Origin of the sequence: Stenotrophomonas sp. S49, assembly GCF_016624905.1 — a bacterium.
Taxonomy (GTDB): domain Bacteria; phylum Pseudomonadota; class Gammaproteobacteria; order Xanthomonadales; family Xanthomonadaceae; genus Stenotrophomonas.
Window position 1 is genome coordinate 1 of record NZ_JACVUD010000066.1, and the last position, 24,521, is coordinate 24,521.

Below are 24,521 nucleotides of genomic sequence, written 5' to 3' on the forward strand. Positions count from 1 at the left end.
GCGGCGGGGTGCTCTGTTCGGGCGCGGCGGGCGGCGGCGGGCGGAAGCGGGGCGGGCGGGCATCGGCTGCGCCGACCGCACATGGTAATCATTGCTATTTCACCCCGCCAGCAGGTCCCATTCAGTCCTGCGCGCAGGCGCTTGGGCTTTGTCGTGCGCTGGTTTAAGATCAGTGCCTGACTCTCTGGAACAAGGTGGCCCGCGCCCGTGCGCCGGCCGAGCGTGCGACATGAGCACTACCACCGCCCATCGCTGATCTGCCCCCGAAGGCCCTGTTCCAGGCGCCCTCGTGGCGCTTTTTTATTACCCGGGCGTCCGCCCGGGACTGCATTCCAGCCCGCAGCGCGGGCCCCGCACGAAGCCCTATCGATGATCAACATCACCCTTCCCGACGGCAGCCGCCGCGAATTCGAAAACCCCGTCAGCGTCATGGACGTCGCCCAGTCGATTGGCGCCGGCCTGGCCAAGGCCACCATCGCCGGTTCGGTCGATGGCGTGCTGGTCGATGCCAGCGACGTGATCGCCAAGGACGCCAGCCTGCGCATCATCACCGCCAAGGACGAGGAGGGCGTGGAAATCATCCGCCACTCCTGCGCCCACCTGGTCGGTCACGCCGTCAAGCAGCTGTACCCGGACGTGAAGATGGTGATCGGCCCGGTCATCGCCGAAGGCTTCTACTACGACATCTATTCCGAGCGCCCGTTCACGCCGGAAGACATGGCTGCCATCGAAAAGCGCATGGGTGAACTGATCGCCCAGGATTACGACGTCATCAAGAAGATGACCCCGCGCGCGGAAGTGATCGAGATCTTCAAGGCGCGTGGCGAGGACTACAAGCTGCGCCTGATCGAGGACATGTCCGACGACATCCAGGCCATGGGCATGTACTACCACCAGGAATACGTGGACATGTGCCGCGGTCCGCACGTGCCGAACACGCGCTTCCTGAAGGCCTTCAAGCTGACCCGCATTTCCGGCGCGTACTGGCGCGGCGATGCGCAGAACGAACAGCTGCAGCGCATCTACGGCACCGCCTGGGCCGACAAGAAGCAGCTCGAGGCCTACATCAAGCGCATTGAAGAAGCCGAAATGCGCGACCACCGCCGCATCGGCAAGCAGCAGGATCTGTTCCACCTGCAGGAAGAAGCGCCGGGCCTGGTGTTCTGGCACCCCAAGGGCTGGGCGTTGTGGCAGGTGGTCGAGCAGTACATGCGCAAGGTCTACCGCAGCAGCGGCTACGGCGAAGTGCGCTGCCCGCAGATCCTGGACGTGAGCCTGTGGAAGAAGTCCGGCCACTGGGACAACTACCAGGACAACATGTTCTTCACCGAATCGGAGAAGCGCACCTACGCGGTCAAGCCGATGAACTGCCCGGGCCACGTGCAGGTGTTCAACCAGGGCCTGCACAGCTACCGCGACCTGCCGATCCGCTACGGTGAATTCGGTTCCTGCCACCGCAACGAGCCGTCCGGCGCGCTGCACGGCATCCTGCGCGTGCGTGGTTTCACCCAGGACGACGGCCATGTGTTCTGCACCGAAAGCCAGATCGAATCGGAAGTGACCGCGTTCCACCAGCAGGCGCTGGCGGTGTACCAGCACTTCGGCTTCGACGAGATCCAGATCAAGATCGCGCTGCGCCCGGAATCGCGCCTGGGCGATGACGCCACCTGGGACAAGGCCGAAGGCGCGCTGCGCTCGGCGCTGTCCAGCTGTGGCGTGGAATGGCAGGAGCTGCCGGGCGAGGGTGCCTTCTACGGCCCGAAGATCGAGTACCACCTGAAGGACGCCATCGGCCGCACCTGGCAGCTGGGCACCATGCAGGTCGATTTCATGATGCCCGGCCGCCTGGGCGCCGAGTACGTGGACGAGAACAGCCAGAAGAAGCACCCGGTCATGCTGCACCGGGCCATCGTCGGTTCGATGGAGCGCTTCCTGGGCATCCTGATCGAGCACCATGCCGGCCAGTTCCCGGCCTGGCTGGCGCCGACCCAGGTGGTGGTGGCCAATATCACCGATGCCCAAGCTGAATACGTCACGGGCGTGACCCAAACCCTTGCGGAGCAAGGCTTCCGCGTCAGCTCGGATTTGCGTAACGAGAAGATCGGCTATAAAATCCGCGAGCATACGTTGCAGCGCGTGCCTTACCTGCTGGTCATCGGTGACCGCGAGAAGGAAAATGGGGCTGTGGCGGTGCGTACGCGTTCTGGCGAAGACCTGGGCAGCATGAGTCTGCAGGCCTTCATCGAACGGCTGCAGGCCGAGGGCGCGTAAGCAAAGGTCCGGTCCGGGGGCATAGGCACCCGGGCCGGTTCGATACCCTTGGGAGAACGTAATATCAGCACCCCTGACAACAAACAGAACCGCAGGAATCAGGAAATCCGTGTGCCGCGCGTCCGCGTGATCGGCAGTGACGGAGAAATGATCGGCGTGTTGTCGCGCGACGAAGCGCTGTCCATGGCCGAAGATGAAGGCCTGGACCTGGTCGAAATCCAGCCGCAGGCCGATCCGCCGGTCTGCAAGATCATGGACTTCGGCAAGTTCAAGTTCGAAGCGCAGAAGAAGGCCAGCGAGGCCAAGAAGAAGACCAAGCAGGTCGAGATCAAGGAAGTGAAGTTCCGTCCGGTCACGGACGAGGGCGACTACCAGATCAAGCTGCGCAAGATGCGTGGTTTCCTTGAAGACGGTGACAAGATCAAGGTCAACATCCGTTTCCGTGGCCGTGAAATGAGCCACCAGGAACTGGGTCGTGAAATGGCCAACCGCATCGAGGCCGATCTGGGCGAGGACATCGTCATTGAAAGCCGTCCGCGCCTGGAAGGGCGCCAGATGGTGATGATGATCGCGCCGAAGAAGAAGACCTGAGGCCTGGCGGGCCGCCCTTCGGGGCGCCTGGCTGAACGGTTCAGGGTAAAGGGGCGCCACGGGCGCCCCTTTGCTTTTGCGGCAAGGTACGAAAACGGCTGAAAGGGCTGGTGGCGGGGCGGATTTGCCTGTATCATGCCCGGCTCGACCCACCCAGGACGGGTCGTACGCCGATCATGGCAGGACGGAAAGAGTGGCAATGGCCACCGCCAGATCAGTCAGAAACCAGGGTCACCCCCATCAAGGACATTGCAATGCCCAAGATCAAGACCAACCGGGCAGCGGCCAAGCGTTTCCGCAAGACCGCCTCGGGCAAGTACAAGTGCGGCCACGCCAACCGTAGCCACATCCTCACGAAGAAAGCGACCAAGCGTAAGCGTAACCTGCGTCAGACGAACCACGTCCGTGCAGAAGACGCCGGCCGTCTGGATCGTATGCTCCCTTACCTCTGAGGAACTGAAAAATGGCACGAGTTAAGCGTGGCGTACAGGCGCGTCGCCGCCACAAGAAAATTCTGGACCTGGCCAAGGGCTATTACAACGCCCGTCGCAAGGTCTTCCGCGTTGCCAAGCAGGCCGTCATCAAGGCACAGCAGTACGCCTACATCGGCCGTAAGCAGAAGAAGCGCAACTTCCGTTCGCTGTGGATCACCCGTATCAATGCGGCTGCCCGCATCAACGGCCTGAGCTACAGCCGCTTCATGAACGGCCTGCTGAAGGCCGGCATCACCCTGGACCGCAAGGTCCTGGCTGATATCGCCGTGCACGACGCAGCCGGTTTTGCTGCGCTGGCCGAAAAGGCCAAGGGCGCACTGGCGGCATAAGTCCTTCCCGATGCCGTTTCCGTTCACGGTGAACGGTGTCAGGTAGAGGCAATGCATGGGGAAGGGCGCAAGTCCTTCCCCATTCTTTTTTGGGTTCCGGCAATGCCGCAGGCGCGCGTTGCGGGGACCGGCGGTGGCGACAGGGGTCGGCCCTTCGCGCATCGCGATGGCAGACCGACTGGAGTTCCGGCCCCCCATGAGCGACATCCAATCCCTCACCACCCAGGCGCTGGCCGACGTGGCCGCCGCACAGAGCCCCGACGTGCTGGAACAGCTGCGCGTGGCCCTGCTCGGCAAGAGCGGCAGCATCACCGCGCAGCTGAAGCAGCTGGGCACCCTGCCGGCCGACGAGCGCAAGGCTGCCGGTGAGGCCATCAACCAGGCCCGTGACGCGCTGTCCAGCGCGCTGGGCGAGCGCAAGGCCGTGCTGGAAAACGCCGCACTGGATGCGCGCCTGGCCGCCGAAGCCATCGACATCACCCTGCCGGGCCGCAATGGCGAGCGCGCCGGCCTGCACCCGATCACCCGCACCCTGGAGCGCATCACCGGCATTTTCGGCCGGCTGGGCTACGAGCTTTCCGAAGGGCCGGAAATCGAGGACGACTGGCACAACTTCGAGGCGCTGAACTTCCCGCCGCACCATCCGGCGCGCGCCATGCACGACACCTTCTACTTCGGTGATGGCCGCCTGCTGCGCACGCATACCTCCGGTGTGCAGGTGCGCTACATGGGCCAGCACCAGCCGCCGCTGCGCATGATCGCCGCCGGCAAGGTGTACCGCAGCGACAGCGACCAGACCCATTCGCCGATGTTCCACCAGGTGGAAGGCCTGCTGGTGGACGAGCATTCCACCTTCGCCGACCTGAAGGGCACCCTGGCCGAGTTCGTGCGCGCGTTCTTCGAGCGCGATTTCGAAATGCGCTTCCGCCCCAGCTACTTCCCGTTCGTGGAGCCGGGCGCGGAAGTGGACATCGCCTGGCAGCAGCCCGACGGCAGCACCCGCTGGCTGGAAGTGCTGGGCTGCGGCATGGTGCACCCGAACGTGCTGCGCAACGTCGGCATTGATCCGGAACGCTACACCGGCTTCGCCTTCGGCCTGGGCGTGGAGCGCTTTGCGATGCTCCGCTATGGCGTGAACGACCTGCGCGCGTTCTTCGAAAACGACGTGCGGTTCCTGAAACAGTTCGCGTAAGCGCCGACCCGTAGAGTCGAGCTTGCTCGACTGTTCCTGAATCGACTGCTCCTAAATTCGCAGGCCCAGGCGCATGCGCCGGGCCCACCAGGGTGACACCATGAAATTCTCCGAAAACTGGCTGCGCAGCCACGTCCCGACCTCCGCCTCGCGCGATGAACTGAGCGCGGTGCTGACCGCCATCGGTCTGGAAGTGGAAGAGGTGACCGCGCTCGGCAACGGCCTGCAGCACGTGGTCGTGGCCCGCATCGTCGAGGCCGTGCGCCATCCCGAAGCCGATCGCCTGCAGGTGTGCAAGGTCGATGCAGGGCAGGGCGAGCTGCTGCAGATCGTCTGCGGTGCGCCCAACGCGCGCCCGGGCCTGGTCGCGCCGCTGGCCATGGTCGGCGCGCAGATCGGTGACCTGAAGATCAAGCCGGCCAAGCTGCGCGGCGTGGAATCCAACGGCATGCTGTGCTCGGCCAAGGAACTGGGCCTGGACAACGATGCCTCGGGCCTGCTGGAACTGCCCGATGACGCGCCGGTCGGCCAGACCCTGGTCGAGTACCTGGGCCTGCCCGATGCCAGCATCGAGATCAAGCTGACCCCCAACCGCGCCGACTGCTTCAGCGTGCGCGGCATCGCCTACGACGTGGCCGCCGCCACCCGCAGCGAAGTGCTGGCGTTCGCTGCCGAGGCGATTGCCCCGGTTGGCAGCCGCGAACTTGCCATCACCCTTGCTGCCGGCGCCGAAGCGCCGCGCTACCTGGGCCGCGTGATCGAAGGCGTGAATGCCGCCGCCAAGACCCCGCTGTGGATGGCCGAGCGCCTGCGCCGCAGCGGCGTGCGCCCGGTGTCGCTGCTGGTCGACATCACCCAGTACGTGATGCTGGAACTGGGCCAGCCGATGCACGCCTACGACCTGGGCACCCTGCAGGGCAGCATCGGCGTGCGCCGTTCGCGCGCCAATGAAACCATCAAGCTGCTCGACGGCCGCGATGCGGTGCTGGACGACAGCTTCCTGGTGGTGACCGATGCCGACCGCGCGGTTGGCCTGGCCGGGCTGATGGGCGGCTTCGACACCCGCGTGACCGACGACACCACCGCGGTGTTCCTGGAGGCCGCGCACTTCGCCCCGGCCGCCATCATGGGCCGCGGCCGCAAGCTGGGCCTGCACACCGATGCCGGCCACCGTTTCGAACGTGGCGTGGACCCGGCACTGCCGCGCACCGCCATCGAGTACGCCACCCGTCTGGTGCTGGATCTGGCCGGCGGTATCCCGGCGCCGGTCACCGAGGCGGTCAATCAGGCGGATCTGCCGCAGGCGGCAACGATCACCCTGCGCCGCGCACGCATCACCCGCGTGCTGGGCATCACCATTGAAGACGCCGAAGTCGAGCGCATCCTGCGCGCGTTGGGCATGGGCGTGACCGCGGCCGGCGACGGCTGGCAGGTGACCGCGCCGAGCCGCCGCTTCGACATCGCCATCGAAGAAGACCTGATCGAGGAACTGGCCCGTATCCACGGTTACGAGCAGATTCCGACCACCCTGCCGGGCGGTGCTGCACGCGTGGCGATGCCGACCGAGACCCAGCTGGACGTGCTGAGCGTGCGCCGCCAGCTGATCGCCCGCGATCTGCAGGAAACCCTGAATTTCGCCTTCGTCGACGATGCCCTGCTGACCCAGTGGCAGCTGCGCGACCACCTGGTGCCGCTGGCCAATCCGCTGTCGGCCGAGCTGGCGGTGATGCGCCCGGCGCTGCTGCCGGGCCTGGTCGCCACCCTGGGCCGCAATGCCGCCCGTCAGCTGGCGCGCGTGCGCCTGTTCGAGGTCGGCCGGGTGTTCGCCCAGCAGGACGGCGAAGGCCAGCCGGCACCGCTCGAAATCCCGCGCGTGGCCGCCGCCGTGTGCGGCGATGCGCAGGCCGTGCAGTGGGGCCTGCCGACCCGCAAGGTCGACTTCCATGATCTGAAGGGCGACCTGGAATCGCTGGCGGCCGCCAGCGGCGCGGTACTCGAATTCCGCCCGTCGCAGCGCCCGTTCGGCCATCCGGCCCGTTCTGCCGAGATCCATCGCGACGGCGTGGCGATCGGCTGGATCGGCCAGATCCACCCGCGCCTGGCCAAGGCCATGGACATCGAAGTGGATGTCTATGCGTTCGAGCTGGACCTGGAGCCGCTCAGTGCCCGTGCACTGCCGCGTGCCGGCGAGCTGTCGCGGTTCCCGGCGGTGCGCCGCGACCTGGCGTTCCTGGTGCCTGAACAGGTGGCCTGGAGCGACCTGGCCGCCACCATCCGCCAGGCCGCCGGGCCGCTGCTGCGCGAGCTGAACCTGTTCGACCGTTACGTCGGGCAGGGGGTCGAGCCGGGGTTCAAGAGTCTCGCTATGGGCTTGATTTTGCAGGACAAGTCGCGCACTCTGACGGACCGCGACGTGGAAGCGGTGGTGGCCGAGGCGGTCACTGCCATCGAGCGTGAACATCACGCCCGGATCCGCGGCTGAGCGGGCAGCACTCGGGGGTAGCAGGCAATGGCATTGACCAAGGCGGAGATGGCGGAAAAGCTGTTCGACGAAGTCGGTCTGAACAAGCGGGAAGCCAAGGAATTCGTCGACGCGTTTTTCGATGTGCTGCGTGAAGCATTGGAACAGGGACGTCAGGTGAAGCTGTCGGGCTTCGGTAATTTCGATCTGCGGCGCAAGAGCCAGCGCCCGGGTCGCAACCCCAAGACCGGCGAGGAAATTCCCATTTCCGCCCGTACGGTGGTCACCTTCCGTCCGGGCCAGAAGCTCAAGGAGAGGGTGGAAGCTTATGCTGGATCCGGGCAGTAACCGCGAACTTCCGCCGATCCCGGCCAAGCGCTACTTCACCATTGGTGAAGTAAGCGAGCTGTGCGACGTCAAGCCGCACGTGCTGCGCTACTGGGAAACCGAATTTCCCAGCCTTGAGCCGGCCAAGCGCCGTGGCAACCGCCGCTACTACCAGCGCCACGACGTGCTGATGGTGCGGCAGATCCGCAGCCTGCTGTACGAACAGGGTTACACCATCGGCGGCGCGCGCCTGCGCCTGGACGGTCCGGATGCGCGCGAGGAATCGGCGCTGAGCAACCAGATCATCAAGCAGGTGCGGATGGAACTGGAAGAAGTGCTGCAACTGCTGCGACGCTGAACCTTTTTTCCAAGTAATCCGCTATACTTCACGGCCCGCCACACAGGCGGGAACATTGCAGCATCAGTCGGGGCGTAGCGCAGCCTGGTAGCGCATCTGCCTGGGGGGCAGAGGGTCGTCGGTTCGAATCCGGCCGTCCCGACCATTACTGCAATGAACCGAAAAGCCCGCGCATCACAGCGTGGGCTTTTTTGTTGCGCCGGTGTATGCTGCGCGCCACTCGTATCACCGCGGCTGCTGACCCCGGTCCTTACGAGAACACTGCATGTACCACCACCGAAACCGCGCCTGGCGTCGTGCCACGGCGCGCCTGCATGGCGGCGATCGCGCAACGCGCGTGGCGCTGATCAAGCCTGAAAAGAACTGGAAGCTGATGTACCTGCGCAGCGCAAAGCTGGCGCGTGCACGGCAACTGGGCTTCGTCTATCCCATCCAGAGCGTGCGCCAGCAGCTGGAGCAGCCATGATCAACCTGCTCTTCGTCTGCGGCCGCAACCAGTTGCGCAGCCCCACCGCCGAAGCCATCTGGCGACGGCGGCCGGGCTTCAATGCGCGCTCGGCCGGCACCAGCCCGCATGCACGGCGGCCCATCAGCGTGCAGGATCTGCACTGGGCCAATGTGATCTTCGTGATGGAAGCCAAGCACCAGCATCGCCTGCAGGCGCAGTTCGCGCGTCTGCTGCTGCACACGCCGCTGCACTGCCTGGATATTCCCGACGATTACGCCTGCATGGACCCGGCGTTGATGGCGCTGCTGGAAATGCGCGTGGGCGCGTGCCTGGCCGAGCGGGCAGGCCAACGCGCGTAACCGCCTGCCGTTCAGCGTGCAGACCCATACGCCGGGGTACTTCCCGTATCATCATCGACAGATCCGATCGCATCGGTCTTCCTTCGCGTTCTTCGCCGCGCCAGCGGGCTGGAGCTTCCAGCCCCGGGTTGCGGCGTAGTGGCGTGCAGGCGGTGTGCGGACCACGACGACCACAGGGGGTTGCGTTGATCAGCAGTATCGTCATTCATCGCTCGGCCGGCGAAGGCGCGGCCGACGTGCAGGTCCTGGACACCACGTTCAAGGGCAAACGCGTGTTCGTGTCCTGGGGCCTGCGCGGCGTCGAGCTGCGCCGCGAGGCAGAGCCGGCCGACACCGTTGCCGCGCGCCGGGCACTGCAGCACCTTTCACGGCAGGTGGAAGGCCCGCGCAGCGGCGAAGTGTTCATTGCCAGCCAGTCCGGCGTGGCCATCAGCGTGTATCGCCTGTTGACCGAAGCGCGCAGCGGCGATGCGCTGTTCTTCCTCTGCGATTCGCCCGCCGTGGTGGAGTGGCTGGAAACGGCGCTGGAAATCCAGGCGCCGTAGCGTCGAGCTCGCTCGACCGCGCCTTCTGTAGCGTCGAGCCATGCTCGATGCCTCGGCCAACCGCAGTCGAGCATGGCTCGACTCTACAAAGCGGCGTCCACCGCGGCACGGGCGTGCAGGGTGGTGGTATCGAACAGCGGTACCGGGCTGTCCTGTTCCCGTACCAGCAACATGATCTCGGTGCATCCCAGGATGATGGCTTCGGCGCCGCGCGCCACCAGGCGTGCGATCACCTCCACATAGCGCTGCCGCGAGGCTTCACTCACCACGCCGGCAATCAGCTCGCGGTAGATGATGTCGTGCACGTCGCGGCGGTCGTCGGCGTCCGGCACCAGCACCTGCAACCCGAAGCGCTCGCTCAGCCGCTTGCGGTAGAAGTCTTCTTCCATGGTGAAGGCGGTGCCGAGCAGGCCGACCGTGCGCAGGTCGGCGCGGCGGATGGCTTTGGCGGTCGGATCGGCGATATGCAGCAGCGGCAGCGGGCAGGCCGCTTCCAGTTGTGGGGCCAGCTTGTGCATGGTGTTGGTGCAGACCACCAGCAGGTCGGCGCCACCTGCCTGCAGCCGGCGGGCGGCATCGATCATCTCCACGCCCAGCGCGTCCCAGTCGCCGTCGTGCTGCAGCTGTTTGATGCGGGCAAAATCCACCGACCAGAGCAGCAGCTGCGCCGAGTGCGCGCCGCCCAGCCGCTGGCGGACATCCTCGTTGATGAGGCGGTAGTACTGCGCCGAGCTTTCCCAGCTCATGCCGCCAATCAGGCCCAAGGTCTTCATGCGTGTCTCCGTGCTGGAAGCCGCATTGCAGCACAGACGGGCCCTCGCATGTCGGCTGCCTTCTGTAACCGTCGATCAGGCTCCGGGCTGTACGTACTGCCGCGCGTCGCCAACCCTTAAGCTGGTGGGCTTCCCGCGTCGAGAACAGCAATGGCCCTGCAAACCTGGTGGTGGTTCCTGGCCACCGTGTTCGTGCTGTGTGGCACCCCCGGACCGAACATGCTGCATATCCTCGGCCGCAGTGTCGGGCTGGGCTTCCGCCGCAGCGTGCCGGCCATGGCCGGTTGCCTGCTGGCGATGCTGCTGGTGCTGGCCGCGTCGGCAGCGGGCCTGAGTGCGGTGCTGCGCTCATCGCCGCTGGTGTTCGACGTGCTGCGTTACCTGGGCGTGGCCTACCTGGCCTGGCTGGGCATCAAGGCCTGGCGTGACAGCCTGCAGGTGAATGCCGAAAGCACTGGCGACGCACCGCTGCCGGCGCTGGTGCAGGGCCACGCCGCGGTATTCCGCGGCGGCCTGCTGGTGGGCCTGAGCAATCCCAAGCTGCTGCTGTTCGCCGCAGCGTTCCTGCCGCAGTTCATCGATCCGGCACGTGCGCAGGGCATGCAGTACGCGGTGCTGGTGGTCACCTTCGCCGGCTGCGAACTGTTCTGGTATGTGATGTACGCCGCCGGTGGCCATGGCCTGCGCCGCTGGCTGGCCAAGCCGTTCGCGCAGCGCTGGTTCGAGCGCCTGGTGGGCACGGTGTTCCTGGCGTTCGCCGTGGCCCTGCTGCGTTTCCGGCCGCGCTGAGAGAACGCGATTTCACGCTGCAGGTGCGGCCTGTTCACGTACCTGGCATCGGCGTTTGCCTAGCCTGATCACACCAATGAACGCCCCGCAGGGGAAAGGTTTGACATGATCAAGTGGGCCATCATTTTCGCCATCATCGGCCTGATTGCCGGCGTGCTGGGCTTCGGCGGCATCGCCGGCGCCGCCGTGGGGATCGCCAAGTTCCTGTTCTGGGCCGGCATCATCATCGCCGTCATCCTGTTCGTGCTGGGCATGAAGGTGGCCAAGAAGGTCGCCTAGGTTGCCGCGGGCACGGTCTGCGACGGCGAGCGGCACAGCTTCAGTGCTTCCTGCGCCATGGCCAGGGCATTGCGTCGCTCCTCCTCGCCGAGCGGTTGCCCGTAAGCCGTGGCCCAGTAGCCATCGGCCACGCAGCGTGCGGCGTACAGACGTGCGTCGCACGCCTCGGCGGGGAACTCGGCCAGCAGGCGCCGCATCCATCCACGCCAGTGCGCCAGCAGGGCCGGTTCAAGCAGATGGGCCAGGCTCAGGCCGATATCGTTGGCCTGTTCCTGCTGCAGCAGGTGGTCGAAGCAGGCGCGCACGTAGGCACGGCTGAAGCGGCCGTAGGCGATCTCATCCTGCTCGAGCAGGAATCGCACGTGCACTTCGAAATCGTCGGTGAGTGCGGCCAGGGCAGCGTCGATCAAGGCCTGCTTGTTGGCGAAGTGGTGGAACAGCGCGCCCTTGCTGACACCCGCGGCATCGGCCACGTCCTGCACGGTCAGCGCAGCCAAGCCGTGCTGGGCGATCAGGCGGGCGGTGCACAGCAGCAGCGCCTGGCGCACGCTGTCCGGCGCGTTGCGGCGGATACGGGGAGAAGGGGCGGACATACGGAAGAAACCGACTGGACGGTATGCATGATACCGCGCGGCATTGCCGCGCCGCGGTGCGAGTCAGTCGAAGTAGACCGCCAGACCGGTGCCGACCTGCAGGTCCGGGCTGTCGGCATCCAGGCCGGCGTCGAAGGAGGCGTCCAGCTGCACGCGCGTTCGCAGCATCCAGGTGATCCCCGCACCGGCCACGCGCTGGTCAGGCGCGCCGCGGCTGTGGGTCATGCCGGCTTCGACGAACAGGCTCAGGCGCTCGCTGGCCGCCAGCGACAGGCTGGGTGACCACGTCGTGCTGCGCTCGCCGTCGCCGCGCTGGTGGCTTGCATACAGTGCGGCGCTCCAGCGCTCGCCCAGCGCCTGTTCCACGCTGAGCGCAAGCGCGTACTGGCGCCCTTCGCTGAAATCGGCATCACCACGTGCGACCACGGCACTGGCCAACAACGCCCACGCGGTGCGCTCGGTGCTGCCTGGGCCGGCCCACTTCAGCGCAAGCTGGGTATCGCCGCTGCCTTGCTGGCGCTGGGGCGGCAGGTCTGCGCTGCGTACACTCTGGCGCTGCCATGGGGTGGTCGACACCTGCAGTTCCAGTTGCTCTGAAAGCCCGGTGCGCAACAGCACGTCGCCCGCCAGCGAGCGGGTGCGCACGCCGCCGCGGTCACGGTCGCGTTGCCAGGTGGGCAGGCCGACTTCCAGTGCCAGCGCGCCGCGCGGCACCGTATCGGTGCCGAAGCCGAGGCCGGGACGATCAAAGGCCGGCAGTTCGTCGGCCAGGGCCGGCGTGGCCAGCAGCCACAGGCACGGAATCAGGAGGCGGCGCATGGGCAGGGCGATCCGGCAGGAAGTCGCCTGCAGCATGCGCGGCGCGCCCGTGCGCAGCGCGTGAGGTCGTGGCGATCAGTCGCCGATGCGGGCGAAGCGCGGCTGCGGGCCGTCGGCGCCGGGCACCTGCTCGACGAACATCGGGTAGGGCCGCACCCACAGCCCGCCTTCGCCGTACAGCGCGCGGTACAGCACCAACGGTTCCAGGGTTTCGCTGCTGCGCACGATATCCACGACCTGGTACAGGCCGCCCTTGAAGTGGCGGTAGCGGCCCGGGGCCAAGGCGGGCAGGGGGGACAACGCGGTCATCGGGAATCTCGTGGGGGTCTGCTGTCAGGGGCGGGCCGGGCGCGGCGGCGCGGCACACCAGGCACCAATGGCCTCGGCCGTATTGGCCAGACCCTGTGCCTGGGCCAGTTCCCAGGGCCGTTCGCAGCGCTGGCTGCGCGCGCACCACTGGTAGCCGGCCGAGCCGATGCAACCGTGTTCGTCGCGATCGCCACCTACCTGCGCGGGCGCCGGCGGCGACGCGGCGCCTTCGGCCGGGGTGGTCGATGGCGGCGCACAGGCCACCAGCAGCGCGCACAGCGCTGGGATCAGCAAGGCGAGACGCATGGAGATGGCCCTAGGCTTGAAAGCGTCATTTTCAGGCGCTTTCAAGCCAATCGGCAAGCGCTTACGTCAACGAAGCGCGCAGCAGTTCTTCAATCAGCACGACATAGCAGGCAACGAAATAGAACTTCAGCAGCGTGGAACGCTGGGTGGAAAGCAAGGTGCGCATGTGGAAGGGGCCCCCGTTGGTGACGATAGTGTGAAGCGACTGAGACTTCGTGACAAGGGTCACGAATTTTCTTCACTAAACGTCCTCAGGGATGTGACGAGGCCGCCATCCCGCGCTTTGCGTACGGATTTTTCGGACAAATCTGATAGGCGTCCCCGGAACCGCTGGCTACCGTATCCCCCATAGCACCGGTCGGGGTTCCCCGACCTGGATTTTCCAATTGCAGGAGCTCGAGATGGTCATCACCGTCCAATGCCACGCCCAGCGCTGGTCGTTCATCGATCCCCGCTCGCAGGAAGTGCAGGCCTTCGACAGCGGCGCAGTCGCCTTCGACACGGCCGCCGCCCACGCCAGCGAGCACCATCACCGGACCGGGCAGAGCAGCACGGTGCGGGTGGCCGCGCTGGGCAGCGCGGTGGACGCTCTGCGCTTCGGACACTGAGCGCGGCGGCGGGCGGTCAGGTCGCGTTCGGTTGTTTGAACACATCAGGAACCGCTGCCGCTTCCCCCTCTGTGCGCGCCGGGCCGAATCCCCGATGCTTGGCTCCATCGTATTCAGGTGGAGAAAGATGGATGGGCAAGGAACTGCGTGGTTGGACGCTGGGTGCTCTGCTGCCCCTGCTGGCGCTGGCCGGCACGGCGCAGGCCCAGCGCTATGGATATGACGAGCGTTATGACGATCGCGGCAGCAGTGGCATCGTGCGCTGCGAGTCGGTGAAGGGCCGCAGCAACGAATGCCGTCTGGACGGGCGGGCGCGCTTGATCCGCCAGCTGTCCGGCTCGCCCTGCGTGGAAGGTGATACCTGGGGCCAGTCGCGGTCGGGCGTGTGGGTGACCCGCGGCTGCCGTGCCGAGTTCGTCGGTGAATCCCGGGGAGGCTGGGGCGGTGGCCACGGCTGGGGCGGTGGTAACAGTGGCGGCCAGGTGATTGCCTGCCATTCCAACGATCATCGCCAGCAGTACTGCGATGCGCGGGTGCGCCGCGGCGTGCGCCTGGTGCGGCAGGAATCCCGCAGCGCCTGCATTGAAGGCCGCAGCTGGGGCTGGGACCGTCGCGGGGTCTGGGTGAGCGATGGCTGCCGGGCGCAGTTCCAGGTGAACTGACGCGCGCGCCGGATCGCGTGCGAATCAGAAAAATCTGATAGCGATCACAGTTTTTTCATCGTATTGTCGGCAACCGGAGCGTCATGGACGCCCCGGCCCGCGCCGCTGCCCGGCCCAGGAAGGGCCCGCCTCCGTCGCGGTTTCATACGCTGTTCCAAGGAGTGAGCAACGCATGTTGATCCGACTGCAATGCGAGCAGCGCCAGTGGCGCGTGCTGCACCCGGACAGGCCCGAACCGATCGGGTTCCGCGATGGCGTACGCGCCTTTGATTTCGCCGAAACCCTGGCCCGCCTGCATTTCACCGACACCGGCCAGCGCGCCGCCGTGCGTGTTGAAGCCAGCGGCGCATTTGTCGAGGCGATCAGCTACGGCTGAGGGCGGCCATCCACGCATGGCGTGGATCTACCGGGACGCAGTAGAGCCACGCCATGCGTGGCTGCACTTGCATTTCTCAGCTGGCCGCGCTCAATGGCGCCGCGCCATTGGCCAGCTGCGGCCAGCGCTTGAGCACCGCCGCACGGATGCCGGCCGCGTCGATCCCGGCCTCGGCCAGCAGGTCTTCGCGGCTGGCATGGTGCTGGAAGGCATCGGGCAGGCCCAGGTGCAGGATCGGGCGCAGCACGTTTTCTGCATTCAGCAGCTCGCCCACCGCCGAGCCGGCGCCGCCGGCCACCACGTTGTCCTCAATTGTCACCAGGCCCTCGTGCTGGGCGGCCATGGCCAGCACAAGCTCGCGGTCCAGCGGCTTGATGAAGCGCATGTTGACCACGCTCAGGCCCAGTTCGCGGCCCACCTGCTCGGCGGCCGGAACCGTGCTGCCGAAGGCGAGCAGGGCGATACGGCTGCCCTGCACGCGCAGCTCGCCCTTGCCGATCGGCAAGGTGGACAGGTCGGTGCCGGCAGCAACGCCGGTGCCGCTGCCGCGCGGGTAACGCACCGCGGCCGGGCCCGGGTGCTGCAGGCCGGTGCTGAGCATCTGCCGGCACTCGGCCTCGTCAGACGGGGCCATCACCACCATGTTCGGCACGCAGCGCAGGAAGCTCAGGTCCAGGTTGCCGGCATGGGTGGCACCGTCCGGGCCGACCACGCCGGCGCGGTCGATGGCGAACAGCACGTCCAGGTCCTGGATGGCCACGTCGTGCACCAGCTGGTCGTAGGCGCGCTGCAGGAACGTGGAATAGATCGCCACGACCGGCTTGCCGCCCTGGGTGGCCATGCCGGCGGCCAGGGTGACCGCGTGCTGCTCGGCGATGGCCACGTCGAAGTAGCGCTGCGGGTATTGCTTGCTGAAGCGCACCAGGCCCGAGCCCTCGCGCATGGCCGGGGTGATGCCGTACAGGCGCGGCTCGGCGGCGGCGGCATCGCACAGCCAGTCGCTGAACACATCGGTGTAGGTCGGTTTCTTGGCGCCGGCCTTGGCCACCAGGCCCTTGTCCGGATCGAACGGCCCCACGGCGTGATAGCCGATCTGGTCGCCTTCGGCGGGCTCGTAGCCCTTGCCCTTGGTGGTCATCACGTGCAGCAGCTTCGGCCCCTTGGAGGCGCGCAGCGTCTTCAGCGTGGACAGCAGGGCCGGCATGTCGTGGCCGTCGATCGGGCCGGTGTAGTGGAAGCCCATTTCCTCGAACATCGTGGAGGGCACGAACATTCCCTTCCAGTGTTCTTCCCAGCGCTTGACGAAGCGGGCGGGATTGTTCTTCTTGTCGCCCAGGATCTTCTTGCCGCCTTCGCGCAGCGCGTTCAGCGTGCGGCTGCCGGTGGCGCGGCCGAGCATCTTGGTGAGCCCGCCGACAGCCTCGGAAATCGACATGTTGTTGTCGTTGAGGATCACCAGCAGGTTCGGTTCAGGGTCCATGCCACCGGCGTGCATCAGCGCTTCGAAGGCCATGCCGGCGGTCATGGCGCCATCGCCGATCACCGCCACCACCTGGCGTTCATCGCCGGCGGCCTGGCGCGCGATGGCCATGCCCAGCGCCGCGGAAATGGAGGTGGACGAATGGCCGACCCCGAAGGTGTCGTACTCGCTTTCCTCGCGCTTGGGGAACGGCGCGACGCCGTCCTTCTGCTTGACGGTGTGGATCTCGTCGCGGCGGCCGGTGAGGATCTTGTGCGGGTAGGTCTGGTGGCCCACGTCCCAGACCAGCTGGTCGTGCGGGGTCTTGTACAGGTAATGCAGCGCTACGGTGAGTTCGATCACGCCCAGGCCGGCGGCGAAATGGCCACCGCTCTTGCCCACCGATTCGATCAGGTAGGCGCGCAGTTCATCGGCGACCGCGCGCATCTCGGATTCGTCGAACGTGCGCAGGTCATCCGGGGTGCGGATGCGCGCGAGGCGGGGATAGCGGGCAGAGTCGATCATCGTGTTCGCACTTGTTCTGAACGGCCATTTTCGCCCTCAATCGGGGGTGGGGCAAGCAAACGCCGCTATCCGTGACAGGACAGTGACGGCTGCTGGTGGCGGTGTTCAGGTGCTGAGCTTGGAACGCTTGGGCAACTGTGCCTTCAGGAAGGCCATCTGGTCGGCCAGGATGTTGCGGTTGGACAGGATCAGGTGCTCGATCCAGCTGGGCCGGTACGGTACTGCCAGCAAGGGCATGCCGGCCTGCTGCGGGGTGCGGTCGCTCTTGCGCGAATTGCAGTGGAAGCAGGCGGTGACTACGTTTTCCCAGCAGTCCAGGCCGCCCTTGGACAGCGGAATGACGTGGTCGCGGGTGAGCGTGGGGCGGTTGAACTGCTGGCCGCAGTACAGACACAGGTGTGCATCGCGGGCGAACAGGGCTGGGTTGGTCAGGTTCGGGGTGGGGTCGATGGCGCGCGAACGGGCGTGGCCACGTGCGGCGATGATCGGGTGCAGGTCCATGCCGCTCTGCGTGCCGCTGAGCCGGTTGGTGCCACCGTGGATGTGCAGGCAGGGATCGCCCAGGGTCCAGGCTACAGCGTCGCGGGCGTAGAGACAGGCTGCGTCCTGCCAGGTGATCCAGTCCAGTACACGGCCGTGGGCGTCCAGGGACAGCAGCCGGACCGTTCCGGGGCGGTGCAGGGTGCCTGCGTTGGGCGATGCTTCGGCGCCCGGAGCAGAAAACGAGGCTCCGGTATCGATCAGACCCAAGCGTGTAGTGTCTGTCTCCATCGGGAAAACAGCTTATACCTGAATGTTGACAATTTGTGTATCGCCCGTTGGGCGTTACACAAATTGCCAACATCCAGGTCCGCGCATTCCTCCTATTCCCCGCGCCTGTCGGCGCGCCCCCTTTAACAAAAGGGGGCTTCTCTCCAGACAGAGGGTCGGGGGCTGCCGGGTGGGGGTCGGATCCCTTTCCGCAGGAAAGGGCTCTGACCCCGTTTCAACCGCCGCGCGGCGCGGTCGGGGTCGGATCCTTTTCCCGCAGGGAAAAGGGCTCTGACCCCAAGGGCTCAGGCGCCGAAGCGTTCGTCGTCCATGGCCATCAGCGGGGCGGCGCCGGCCTGGATGGCGGCGGCGTGGCTGAGGGTGCGCGGCAGCACGCGGGCGAAGTAGAAGCGCGCGGTTTCGCGCTTGCCCTGGGCGAAGGCGGCGCCGTGTGCGCTGGCATCGGCGGCGGCCACGCTGCGTGCCCACCAGTAGGCCAGCACCACGTAGCCGGAATAGAACAGGTAGTCGTAGCTGGCCGCGCCCAGTTCGTCCGGGTTGCCGGCCGCGCGCTGCAGTACGTCCATCGTCAGCTTGCCCCATTCGGCGGCCTTGGCGCGCAGCGGGCCGATGAACTCGGCCAGGGCCTCGTTGCCTTCGTGTTCCTTGGCGAAGGCTTCGATCTCGGCCAGCATCAGCTTCAGGCCGGCGCCCTGGCTGGAGGCGGTCTTGCGGCCGATCAGGTCCAGCGCCTGGATGCCGGTGGTGCCTTCATACAGCGTGGTGATGCGGGCGTCGCGCGCCAACTGCTCCATGCCGTGTTCGCGGATGTAGCCGTGGCCACCGAAGCACTGCAGCGCGTTGTAGGTGTTCTCGATGCCCCATTCGGTCTGGCAGGCCTTCGAGATCGGGGTGAGGAAGCTGACCAGGGTGTCGGCGCGCTCGCGCTCGGCCGCATCGTCGGCGCTGTGTGCCACGTCGATCAGTGTGGCTGCATGCAGGGCCAGCAGGCGGCTGCCTTCCACCAGCGACTTGATGGTCAGCAGCATGCGGCGCACGTCCGGGTGTACCAGGATCGGATCGGCGGCCTTCTCCGGGAATTTCGGCCCGCTCAGGGCGCGCGACTGCAGGCGCTCGCGGCTGTACTTCAGCGCGTTCTGGTAGGCGCGCTCGGACAGGCCGATGCCCTGCAGGCCAACGCCCAGGCGCGCAGTGTTCATCATGGTGAACATGGCCTGCAGACCCTTGTGCGGTTGGCCGACCAGGTAGCCCTGTGCACCATCGAAGTTCATCACGCAGGTGACCGAACCCTTGATGCCCATCTTGTGCTCGATCGAGCCGCAGCGCAGTGCGTTGCGCTCGCCGACATTGCCGTCGCGGTCGACCTTGAACTTGGGGGTGACGAACAGCGAGATGCCCTTGGCGCCGGCCGGTGCGTCGGGCAGCTTGGCCAGCACCAGGTGCACGATGTTCTCGGTCAGATCATGTTCGCCGGCGGTGATGAAGATCTTGGTGCCGGTGATCGCATAGCTGCCGTCGGCGTTCGGCTCGGCCTTGGTCTTCAGCAGGCCCAGGTCGGTGCCGCAGTGCGGTTCGGTCAGGCACATGGTGCCGGTCCAGCGGCCTTCGATCAGCGGCTTCAGGAAGGCGTCGTGCTGCCACGCTTCGCCGTGCTGCTTCAGCGCTTCGATGGCGCCATGCGAGAGCAGCGGGAAGTTGCCCCAGGCCAGGTTGGCGGCGTTGATCATTTCATTCAGCGGCACGCCCAGGGTGTGCGGCAGGCCCTGGCCGCCCAGTTCCGGCGATGCGGTCAGGCCGGTCCAGCCGCCGTCCACAAACTGGTCGTAAGCCTGCTTGAAGCCGGGCGGGGTGGTTACTTCGCCGCTGGCCTGGTCGAGCACGCAGCCGATTTCATCGCCCACGCTGTTCAGCGGCGCCAGCACGCTGGCACTGAAACGGCCGGCTTCTTCCAGCACGGCATCGACCACGTCGGCGGTGGCGTCGGTGAAGCCGACGCGGGCGAACAGCGGTTCCACCTTGAGCACGTCGTGCAGGGCGAAACGGAGGTCGGAAAGCGGTGCGGTATAGCTGCTCATCGGGTACGTCTCGATCAGGGAACGGGGAGCGGCGACGGGCGCCGCGGCAGGGAAGGACTCAGCGCAGCACGCCGGGCAGGCCGGGGGCCTGGTTCAGGGTGCTGCGGCCGGAAATATCGAAGCTGCGCTGCTTCTTGTCTTCGGGCGTGGCCGCGACCGTGCCCTTCAGGCCGTAGGCCAGGGTGCGGTTGCCGGCCAGCGCGTCGGCCACCACCAGGCGCGCGGCGGCGCTGGGGGTGAATTCAAGGGTGACCACGTCGGCCGACACCCCGCCGATGGAAATGGCCGGGCGGGCCTGCAGGGTGCCCGCCTCGGTGTCGCCGACGGTCAGGGCCAGGGCCACGTCATCGAAGGTCATGGGCATGGAGCTGAAGTTCTGCAGGCGCAGGGCCACGGTCCAGCCGCCGTCGGCGCGCACGGTCAGCTGCTGCAGGCTGGCCGCCGGTTCCGAAACACGCTTGACGATGCCATCGCTGCAAGCAGCCAGGGCCAGGGTACACAGGATGATCAAGGTGATACGGAAGCGGTGGAGCATGGGCGCAGGTCCTCTGGGGGCAGTGCGTGAACTAAGCATACTACGGCGTATGGTCGAATGGATCGCCGCTGGCGACCGTCGCAAGGGTAGCGTGTGAAGATGGCGCGCTGCGGTCACCGCCACGCTCAGGGCGATGCGGTCTCAACCAGGGGCGCCATCGTCCGCAGCGGCGCCAGGTCGTAGCCCATCTGCCCGGCCCGCGCCTTCAACCGCTCGAACAGGGCGCGGTCCATGCGCGGTTCGCGCGACAGGATCCACAGGTACTTGCGGTCCGGTTCACCGACCACGGCCCACTGATACTCCGGGTCCAGGGCGATCACCCAGTAATCGGCCCAGACCAGCGGCACCCAGCTCAACCAGTCCGGGGCGAAACGCACTTCCAGTTGCCCGGGCTGGCCGGCCACCGGGCGTGCAATGCCATCGGCCTGCAGGTAGTCGCCTTCGCCGGTGCGGCAGCGGTTGCGCACGCTGATGCGCCCGTCCTGGCGCAGGCCGTAGGTGGCGGTGATGTCGGCCACGCACTTCTTCTGGAACGACACCGGCAGGTGGGCGATTTCGTGCCACTGGCCGGCATAGCGATCGATATCCAGCGCATCGACCGCGCGCACCGGTTCGGCCGCAAGGGCAGGGGGCGTGGTGAGCAGCAGCAGGCAGGCAAGCAGGGCAGGGCGCAGGTGCATCGGCGGGCTCCGGCAGGGAACCCCGAGCGTAGGCGGCGCGATGCACAGCGGTGTAAATGTTTCGTCAACCGCGCGCGGGCGAAAAAAAAAGACCTGCACTTCTGCAGGTCTTCATACATGGTGGCCGAGGACGGAATCGAACCGCCGACACGGGGATTTTCAATCCCCTGCTCTACCAACTGAGCTACTCGGCCCTGTATCTGGAAAAAAAAGACCTGCATTTCTGCAGGCCTTCGAAAGTGGTGGCCGAGGACGGAATCGAACCGCCGACACGGGGATTTTCAATCCCCTGCTCTACCAACTGAGCTACTCGGCCACTTTTTTCGTTGCAGCGAGGTCGCTGCCGAGGACGCGCATGTTACGGAGGTAGACCGCATTCGGCAAGCGTTTTGGCAAAAAACCTTCACATTGCCGTCTGCGCGCGCGCAAGTGCTTGATCCTGCGTGCGCGGCGGAATGCAGGCCGCCGGTGGGCGGGGGATGCCGGCGTCGGCCTGCTGCAGGGGGGCAACTTCGGCACGCTGGTGGTGAAAATTGATTGAGCCTGCCAAGGCGATGCGGCCGGGCAGGGCGGTGCACTAGCGGTAGGACAAGCCACTGCTGGCCATGAAGCCCTTCGGGTCGAACACGGCCCAGGCCTCGCCCCAGTCGAAACGGGCGCGGCCGGCGTTGAGCGGGCGTCCCAGCGCGTTGGCCAAGGCGCGGCGCATGAACGCGACTTCGGCATCGATGGCGGCCTGGGTGGGCCAGCCGTCTTCCATCGGCGCGCCGGGCAGCTGCACGCCGATGGACAGCATCGACAGCGCCTGCCCGTGGAAGCACAGGGCGACTGCCGCCGGCACGCCATGCAGCTGAAGCGCGTGCAGGTGCAGCCACTGGTAGCCGTTGCCGAGGTCGCGGCTGTCCTGCAGCAGCGCGGCAAAACCCGCGCAGGCCTGTGCCAGCGTAAGCGTCGGACCGATCCTCAGCGGCAGCTCACCCAGGCCGATGCTGCCGTCGGCGGCGTTGAAATCAAGCGCCCGCGGTGCACTGCAAGGCGCTCTCACGGTGCGAAACGCACCTGTCGTGGATCGCTGACGTTGATCTGCGTCTGGTAGTAGTACTTGCCGCTGGGTTGGCCGCTGGCATTGATGAAGTCGATGCGCACCCGGCGCGCGGTGCCGGCCACCAGCAGGCGGCGGTTCTGCAAGTAGTCCAGCTTCAGGCCCAGCGCTTCTTCCAGCGCGGGGCGCAGCGCGGCATCCATGCTGAGGGTGATGTTCAGCGGGTGCCGGTAGTCGCGTTCGCTGTTGAGGTAGATGCGGCCATCGTCGCTGCCGACGGCCTGCACGCTCATGGCGAAGGTGCCGGAAATACCGCGCGCTGGATCGTCCTGCGCGGCACGAACGGCTTCGTAGTTGCCGATGTAGCCGGGCACCGGCGGCGGCGCGGCAGCCAGGCGATGGGCGCAGCCGGTCGTCAGCAGCAGCGGGACCAGCAGTGAGGCCAACAGGGCGCGGCGATTCATGGCGCTTCCTTGTGCGTCGGTGGGTGTGCCGATTGTGGCCGCGCGTGGGTTGCAGCCACAAGCGCGCTGTCCAATCGGCCCGATGATGGGGCATGCTGGGCCGCGTACCACATTGGCCAGGGAAGGACATGCCGAGGACCGCCGACGTTCATGCCATCGATTGGGGCACGCTGCAGTGTGCCTATGGCGACGCCTCTGAAGCGGGTGCGCTGCTGGCCGCGCTGATGGACCCGCAGCACCAGCAGGACTGGAACGACATCTGGTCGCATCTATGCCACCAGGGCACGGTCTACCCTGCCAGCCACGCCGCGCTGCCGGTGCTGTTGTCAATCGCGCGGCAGACCGGGCGCAGCGACGGTGATGACGCGCTGCTGCTGGCCGGTGCGATCGTTGCCGGCTCGGACGTGGGCGACCCGGGCCTGGCGCCGCACGGCGATGTCATCCAGGCGCTGCGCAGCAAGGTGCTCAAGCGCCTGCAGGGCAGTGGCCGGGAGGCAGTGCCGCTGTCCGAGGATGGGCATGGCCCGCGTGGCTGGCTGCGCCAGGCGTGGCTGGGGCTGAGTGGTGAAAAAGCCTGGTCGCAGCACCTGGACCGGCTTGCCGAGGGCGAGATCGTGGGAGAGTGCGTGGCTTGTTCGGCCGACCTGTACTGCACGCTGGATGTTGAAGCCCCATATGTCTGCCATGAGGATCCGGTATTCGGTGCCCCGTCGGCGACGTCTGCGATGCTGCCCGGTGAACCGGTCGGCGTGGCCGAGGAGTGGCTGATGCAGCAGGTGCGCGGCGATGGCGATATCCGCGCCGGGCAGTTGCTGGAACTGGCCTTCGGTCATTCCGAATGCAGTGCCTGCGGACACCCGTTCGCGGTGCGCGAGTGCGTGCAGGCCTGAGCCGTAGGCGCCTGCACGCGGCGGTTGGGCCGTTGTTGCAGGCGCAAGCGCAGGGCCTGCTCCAGCGCCGCGCGCAGCCGTCGTCCACGACCACGGTGACGTTCAGCGGGTGCCGGTAGTTGCGCTCGCTGCTGGCGCGGTTGTGGGCATGGAATGTTGACGCCCACAAGCGCGCCGCCGCGACCGCCGGATTACATCGCGCGCTGCAGCGCCAGCAGCAGGGTGTCGTAGTCCCAGCTGTCATCGTGGCGCACGCCGTTGATGAAGAAACAGGGCGTGCCATTCACGCCGCTGCGCACGCCGCCCATGAAGTCGGACTCGATGCGTGCATCGTCGGCGCCGGCCAATGCGGCGCGCACGCGTTCGGGCGGCAACTGCAGCAGTTCGCCATAGCGCTGCAGGTCGTGCGGCGCCAGCGCACCCTGGCGTTCGTACAGCAGGTCATGGGCGCTCCAGAAGTGTCCGGCGTCGGCAGCGGCTTCGGCCAGGCGCGCGGCATTCAGGGCATCCGGGTGCATTTCGCTGAGCGGGAAGTTGCGGAACACCAGCCGCAGCGAATCGCCCAACGCCTGCTGCAGGGTCTTTACGATGGGGTAGGCCTGGCCGCAGTACGGGCACTGGTAGTCGCCATATTCGACCAGGGTGACCGCCGCATCGGCCGGGCCGCTGGCATGGTCGCTGGCGCTGACGGGAACGTGCAGGCGGCTCATGGGGTCACCTCCGCCGCCGCCGTGCGCGGCAGGCGTGACAACGCATCCAGAATGCCATCGGCACCGGGATTGATGCCCAGCGGCGACAGGTAGCTCCAGCGCACGATGCCCTGCGCATCGATCACGAACAGCGCACGTTCGCAGACCCCATCGTGTTCGCGATAGGCGCCGAACTGCCGGGCGACGGCGCCCTTGGGTTCGAAGTCGGCCAGCAGCGGAAAGTGCAGGTGGCGCTGTTCGGCGAACGCGGCGTGGCACCAGACGCCATCCACCGAGATGCCGATCAACTGCGCGCCCTGTCGCTGGAACTCGGGCAGCAACTGGTTGTACAGGGCCATCTGGTCGCCGCAGACCGGGCTCCAGTCAGCGGGGTAGAAGGCAAGGATGACCGGGCGGCCGCGCAGCTCTGCCAGGGTGACGGCCTGGTCGGGCGTGGCGGGCAGGCGGAAGTCGGGGGCGGGCGTTCCCGGCGGCAGCGGGG

At 66.8% G+C, this 24,521-nt stretch carries 31 protein-coding genes and 3 tRNA genes; 18 read left to right on the plus strand and 16 right to left on the minus strand.

From position 1 onward, the window contains the following. Positions 1-369: 369 nt before the first annotated feature. The 12 genes from thrS (at position 370) to IAE58_RS13985 (ending at position 9,375) form a co-directional block, all read left to right on the plus strand. Positions 370-2,271: a threonine--tRNA ligase gene (thrS, locus tag IAE58_RS13930; protein ID WP_108750198.1), complete on the plus strand. Its 1,902-nt coding sequence runs from the start codon at positions 370-372 to the stop codon at positions 2,269-2,271. Between the two features lie 48 nt (positions 2,272-2,319). Beyond that, complete coding sequence (gene infC / locus IAE58_RS13935) at positions 2,320-2,862, plus strand: translation initiation factor IF-3 (protein WP_108750197.1); 543 nt, start codon at positions 2,320-2,322, stop codon at positions 2,860-2,862. A 254-nt stretch (positions 2,863-3,116) separates the two neighbouring features. Next, positions 3,117-3,314 (plus strand): 50S ribosomal protein L35, encoded by a 198-nt coding sequence (rpmI, locus tag IAE58_RS13940; protein WP_002811096.1) that lies wholly within the window; start codon positions 3,117-3,119, stop codon positions 3,312-3,314. Positions 3,315-3,325: 11 nt separating this feature from the next. Further along, on the plus strand, positions 3,326-3,685 hold the full coding sequence (rplT, locus tag IAE58_RS13945; protein ID WP_005410435.1) for a 50S ribosomal protein L20: 360 nt from the start codon (positions 3,326-3,328) through the stop codon (positions 3,683-3,685). A 196-nt stretch (positions 3,686-3,881) separates the two neighbouring features. After that, positions 3,882-4,877, plus strand: coding sequence for a phenylalanine--tRNA ligase subunit alpha (gene pheS / locus IAE58_RS13950; protein WP_199933475.1), 996 nt, complete (start codon positions 3,882-3,884; stop codon positions 4,875-4,877). A 100-nt stretch (positions 4,878-4,977) separates the two neighbouring features. Further along, complete coding sequence (pheT, locus tag IAE58_RS13955; RefSeq protein WP_200734982.1) at positions 4,978-7,359, plus strand: phenylalanine--tRNA ligase subunit beta; 2,382 nt, start codon at positions 4,978-4,980, stop codon at positions 7,357-7,359. Between the two features lie 27 nt (positions 7,360-7,386). Next, complete coding sequence (locus IAE58_RS13960) at positions 7,387-7,686, plus strand: integration host factor subunit alpha (RefSeq protein WP_108750195.1); 300 nt, start codon at positions 7,387-7,389, stop codon at positions 7,684-7,686. After that, positions 7,667-8,023: a MerR family transcriptional regulator gene (locus tag IAE58_RS13965; protein ID WP_005410431.1), complete on the plus strand. Its 357-nt coding sequence runs from the start codon at positions 7,667-7,669 to the stop codon at positions 8,021-8,023. The genes IAE58_RS13960 and IAE58_RS13965 overlap by 20 nt, the downstream gene beginning before the upstream one ends. A gap of 68 nt (positions 8,024-8,091) precedes the next feature. After that, positions 8,092-8,168, plus strand: a tRNA-Pro gene (locus IAE58_RS13970). Positions 8,169-8,288: 120 nt separating this feature from the next. Then, a complete protein-coding gene (locus IAE58_RS13975; protein WP_108753677.1) occupies positions 8,289-8,489 on the plus strand; it encodes a hypothetical protein in 201 nt (66 codons plus the stop codon). After that, positions 8,486-8,830, plus strand: a complete 345-nt coding sequence (locus tag IAE58_RS13980; protein ID WP_199933477.1) for a phosphotyrosine protein phosphatase — start codon at positions 8,486-8,488, stop codon at positions 8,828-8,830. The genes IAE58_RS13975 and IAE58_RS13980 overlap by 4 nt, the downstream gene beginning before the upstream one ends. Positions 8,831-9,015: 185 nt before the next feature. Next, entirely contained in the window at positions 9,016-9,375 is a 360-nt protein-coding gene (locus IAE58_RS13985) for a hypothetical protein (RefSeq protein WP_199933478.1), read from the plus strand. An 83-nt stretch (positions 9,376-9,458) separates the two neighbouring features. On the opposite strand, the gene IAE58_RS13990 is transcribed toward IAE58_RS13985, so the two are convergent. Next, the gene (locus IAE58_RS13990) at positions 9,459-10,148 is read right to left on the minus strand and encodes an aspartate/glutamate racemase family protein (protein ID WP_199933479.1); all 690 of its coding nucleotides are present in this window, start codon (positions 10,146-10,148) and stop codon (positions 9,459-9,461) included. A 150-nt stretch (positions 10,149-10,298) separates the two neighbouring features. On the opposite strand from IAE58_RS13990, the gene IAE58_RS13995 reads away from it, so the two are divergent. Both IAE58_RS13995 and IAE58_RS14000 read left to right on the plus strand, forming a co-directional pair. Further along, positions 10,299-10,937: a LysE family translocator gene (locus IAE58_RS13995; RefSeq protein WP_199933480.1), complete on the plus strand. Its 639-nt coding sequence runs from the start codon at positions 10,299-10,301 to the stop codon at positions 10,935-10,937. Positions 10,938-11,042: 105 nt separating this feature from the next. Further along, a complete protein-coding gene (locus IAE58_RS14000; RefSeq protein ID WP_108750190.1) occupies positions 11,043-11,216 on the plus strand; it encodes a DUF1328 domain-containing protein in 174 nt (57 codons plus the stop codon). Here the strand turns inward: IAE58_RS14000 and IAE58_RS14005 are convergent. The 4 genes from IAE58_RS14005 to IAE58_RS14020 all read right to left on the minus strand — a co-directional run bounded on the left by IAE58_RS14005 (position 11,213) and on the right by IAE58_RS14020 (position 13,243). Next, positions 11,213-11,809 (minus strand): TetR/AcrR family transcriptional regulator, encoded by a 597-nt coding sequence (locus IAE58_RS14005; RefSeq protein ID WP_199933481.1) that lies wholly within the window; start codon positions 11,807-11,809, stop codon positions 11,213-11,215. The two genes, IAE58_RS14000 and IAE58_RS14005, sit on opposite strands and share 4 nt — an antisense overlap. A gap of 63 nt (positions 11,810-11,872) precedes the next feature. Continuing rightward, entirely contained in the window at positions 11,873-12,628 is a 756-nt protein-coding gene (locus IAE58_RS14010; protein WP_199933482.1) for a transporter, read from the minus strand. A gap of 75 nt (positions 12,629-12,703) precedes the next feature. Further along, complete coding sequence (locus IAE58_RS14015; RefSeq protein WP_199933483.1) at positions 12,704-12,937, minus strand: DUF1653 domain-containing protein; 234 nt, start codon at positions 12,935-12,937, stop codon at positions 12,704-12,706. A 24-nt stretch (positions 12,938-12,961) separates the two neighbouring features. Beyond that, positions 12,962-13,243: a hypothetical protein gene (locus IAE58_RS14020; protein ID WP_199933484.1), complete on the minus strand. Its 282-nt coding sequence runs from the start codon at positions 13,241-13,243 to the stop codon at positions 12,962-12,964. Between the two features lie 401 nt (positions 13,244-13,644). Here IAE58_RS14020 and IAE58_RS14025 point away from each other — a divergent pair, with 401 nt between their 5' ends. The 3 genes from IAE58_RS14025 (at position 13,645) to IAE58_RS14035 (ending at position 14,889) form a co-directional block, all read left to right on the plus strand. Further along, complete coding sequence (locus IAE58_RS14025; protein ID WP_108756716.1) at positions 13,645-13,851, plus strand: hypothetical protein; 207 nt, start codon at positions 13,645-13,647, stop codon at positions 13,849-13,851. Between the two features lie 131 nt (positions 13,852-13,982). Further along, complete coding sequence (locus IAE58_RS14030) at positions 13,983-14,513, plus strand: DUF3011 domain-containing protein (protein WP_108762503.1); 531 nt, start codon at positions 13,983-13,985, stop codon at positions 14,511-14,513. A gap of 172 nt (positions 14,514-14,685) precedes the next feature. Next, positions 14,686-14,889 (plus strand): hypothetical protein, encoded by a 204-nt coding sequence (locus IAE58_RS14035; RefSeq protein ID WP_108750183.1) that lies wholly within the window; start codon positions 14,686-14,688, stop codon positions 14,887-14,889. A 76-nt stretch (positions 14,890-14,965) separates the two neighbouring features. Here the strand turns inward: IAE58_RS14035 and dxs are convergent, their stop codons facing one another. From dxs to IAE58_RS14080, 9 genes are all read right to left on the minus strand, one after another. Beyond that, the gene (gene dxs / locus IAE58_RS14040; protein WP_199933485.1) at positions 14,966-16,873 is read right to left on the minus strand and encodes a 1-deoxy-D-xylulose-5-phosphate synthase; all 1,908 of its coding nucleotides are present in this window, start codon (positions 16,871-16,873) and stop codon (positions 14,966-14,968) included. Between the two features lie 105 nt (positions 16,874-16,978). Then, positions 16,979-17,644 (minus strand): HNH endonuclease, encoded by a 666-nt coding sequence (locus IAE58_RS14045; RefSeq protein ID WP_108771950.1) that lies wholly within the window; start codon positions 17,642-17,644, stop codon positions 16,979-16,981. A gap of 284 nt (positions 17,645-17,928) precedes the next feature. Beyond that, a complete protein-coding gene (locus IAE58_RS14050) occupies positions 17,929-19,719 on the minus strand; it encodes an acyl-CoA dehydrogenase C-terminal domain-containing protein (RefSeq protein WP_199933486.1) in 1,791 nt (596 codons plus the stop codon). 58 nt (positions 19,720-19,777) lie between these two features. After that, entirely contained in the window at positions 19,778-20,254 is a 477-nt protein-coding gene (locus IAE58_RS14055) for an LEA type 2 family protein (RefSeq protein WP_199933487.1), read from the minus strand. Between the two features lie 125 nt (positions 20,255-20,379). Further along, positions 20,380-20,934: a lipocalin family protein gene (locus IAE58_RS14060; RefSeq protein WP_199933488.1), complete on the minus strand. Its 555-nt coding sequence runs from the start codon at positions 20,932-20,934 to the stop codon at positions 20,380-20,382. A 118-nt stretch (positions 20,935-21,052) separates the two neighbouring features. Beyond that, positions 21,053-21,128: transfer RNA gene (locus IAE58_RS14065), tRNA-Phe, on the minus strand. A gap of 46 nt (positions 21,129-21,174) precedes the next feature. Beyond that, positions 21,175-21,250, minus strand: a tRNA-Phe gene (locus tag IAE58_RS14070). Between the two features lie 261 nt (positions 21,251-21,511). Then, positions 21,512-21,979 (minus strand): hypothetical protein, encoded by a 468-nt coding sequence (locus tag IAE58_RS14075; RefSeq protein WP_199933489.1) that lies wholly within the window; start codon positions 21,977-21,979, stop codon positions 21,512-21,514. After that, positions 21,976-22,440 carry a hypothetical protein gene (locus IAE58_RS14080; protein ID WP_199933490.1) on the minus strand — a complete coding sequence of 155 codons (465 nt, stop codon included), beginning with the start codon at positions 22,438-22,440 and terminating at the stop codon, positions 21,976-21,978. The genes IAE58_RS14075 and IAE58_RS14080 overlap by 4 nt, the downstream gene beginning before the upstream one ends. Before the next feature lie 128 nt (positions 22,441-22,568). Between IAE58_RS14080 and IAE58_RS14085 the strand changes: the two genes are divergently transcribed. Next, on the plus strand, positions 22,569-23,330 hold the full coding sequence (locus IAE58_RS14085; RefSeq protein WP_199933491.1) for a hypothetical protein: 762 nt from the start codon (positions 22,569-22,571) through the stop codon (positions 23,328-23,330). Between the two features lie 191 nt (positions 23,331-23,521). Here IAE58_RS14085 and IAE58_RS14090 read toward each other — a convergent pair whose 3' ends face one another. Both IAE58_RS14090 and IAE58_RS14095 read right to left on the minus strand, forming a co-directional pair. After that, positions 23,522-24,040, minus strand: coding sequence for a thioredoxin domain-containing protein (locus IAE58_RS14090; RefSeq protein WP_199933492.1), 519 nt, complete (start codon positions 24,038-24,040; stop codon positions 23,522-23,524). Further along, a complete protein-coding gene (locus IAE58_RS14095; protein ID WP_199933493.1) occupies positions 24,037-24,516 on the minus strand; it encodes a redoxin domain-containing protein in 480 nt (159 codons plus the stop codon). Before IAE58_RS14095 ends, IAE58_RS14090 begins: the two co-directional genes overlap by 4 nt. Between the last annotated feature and the right edge of the window lie 5 nt (positions 24,517-24,521).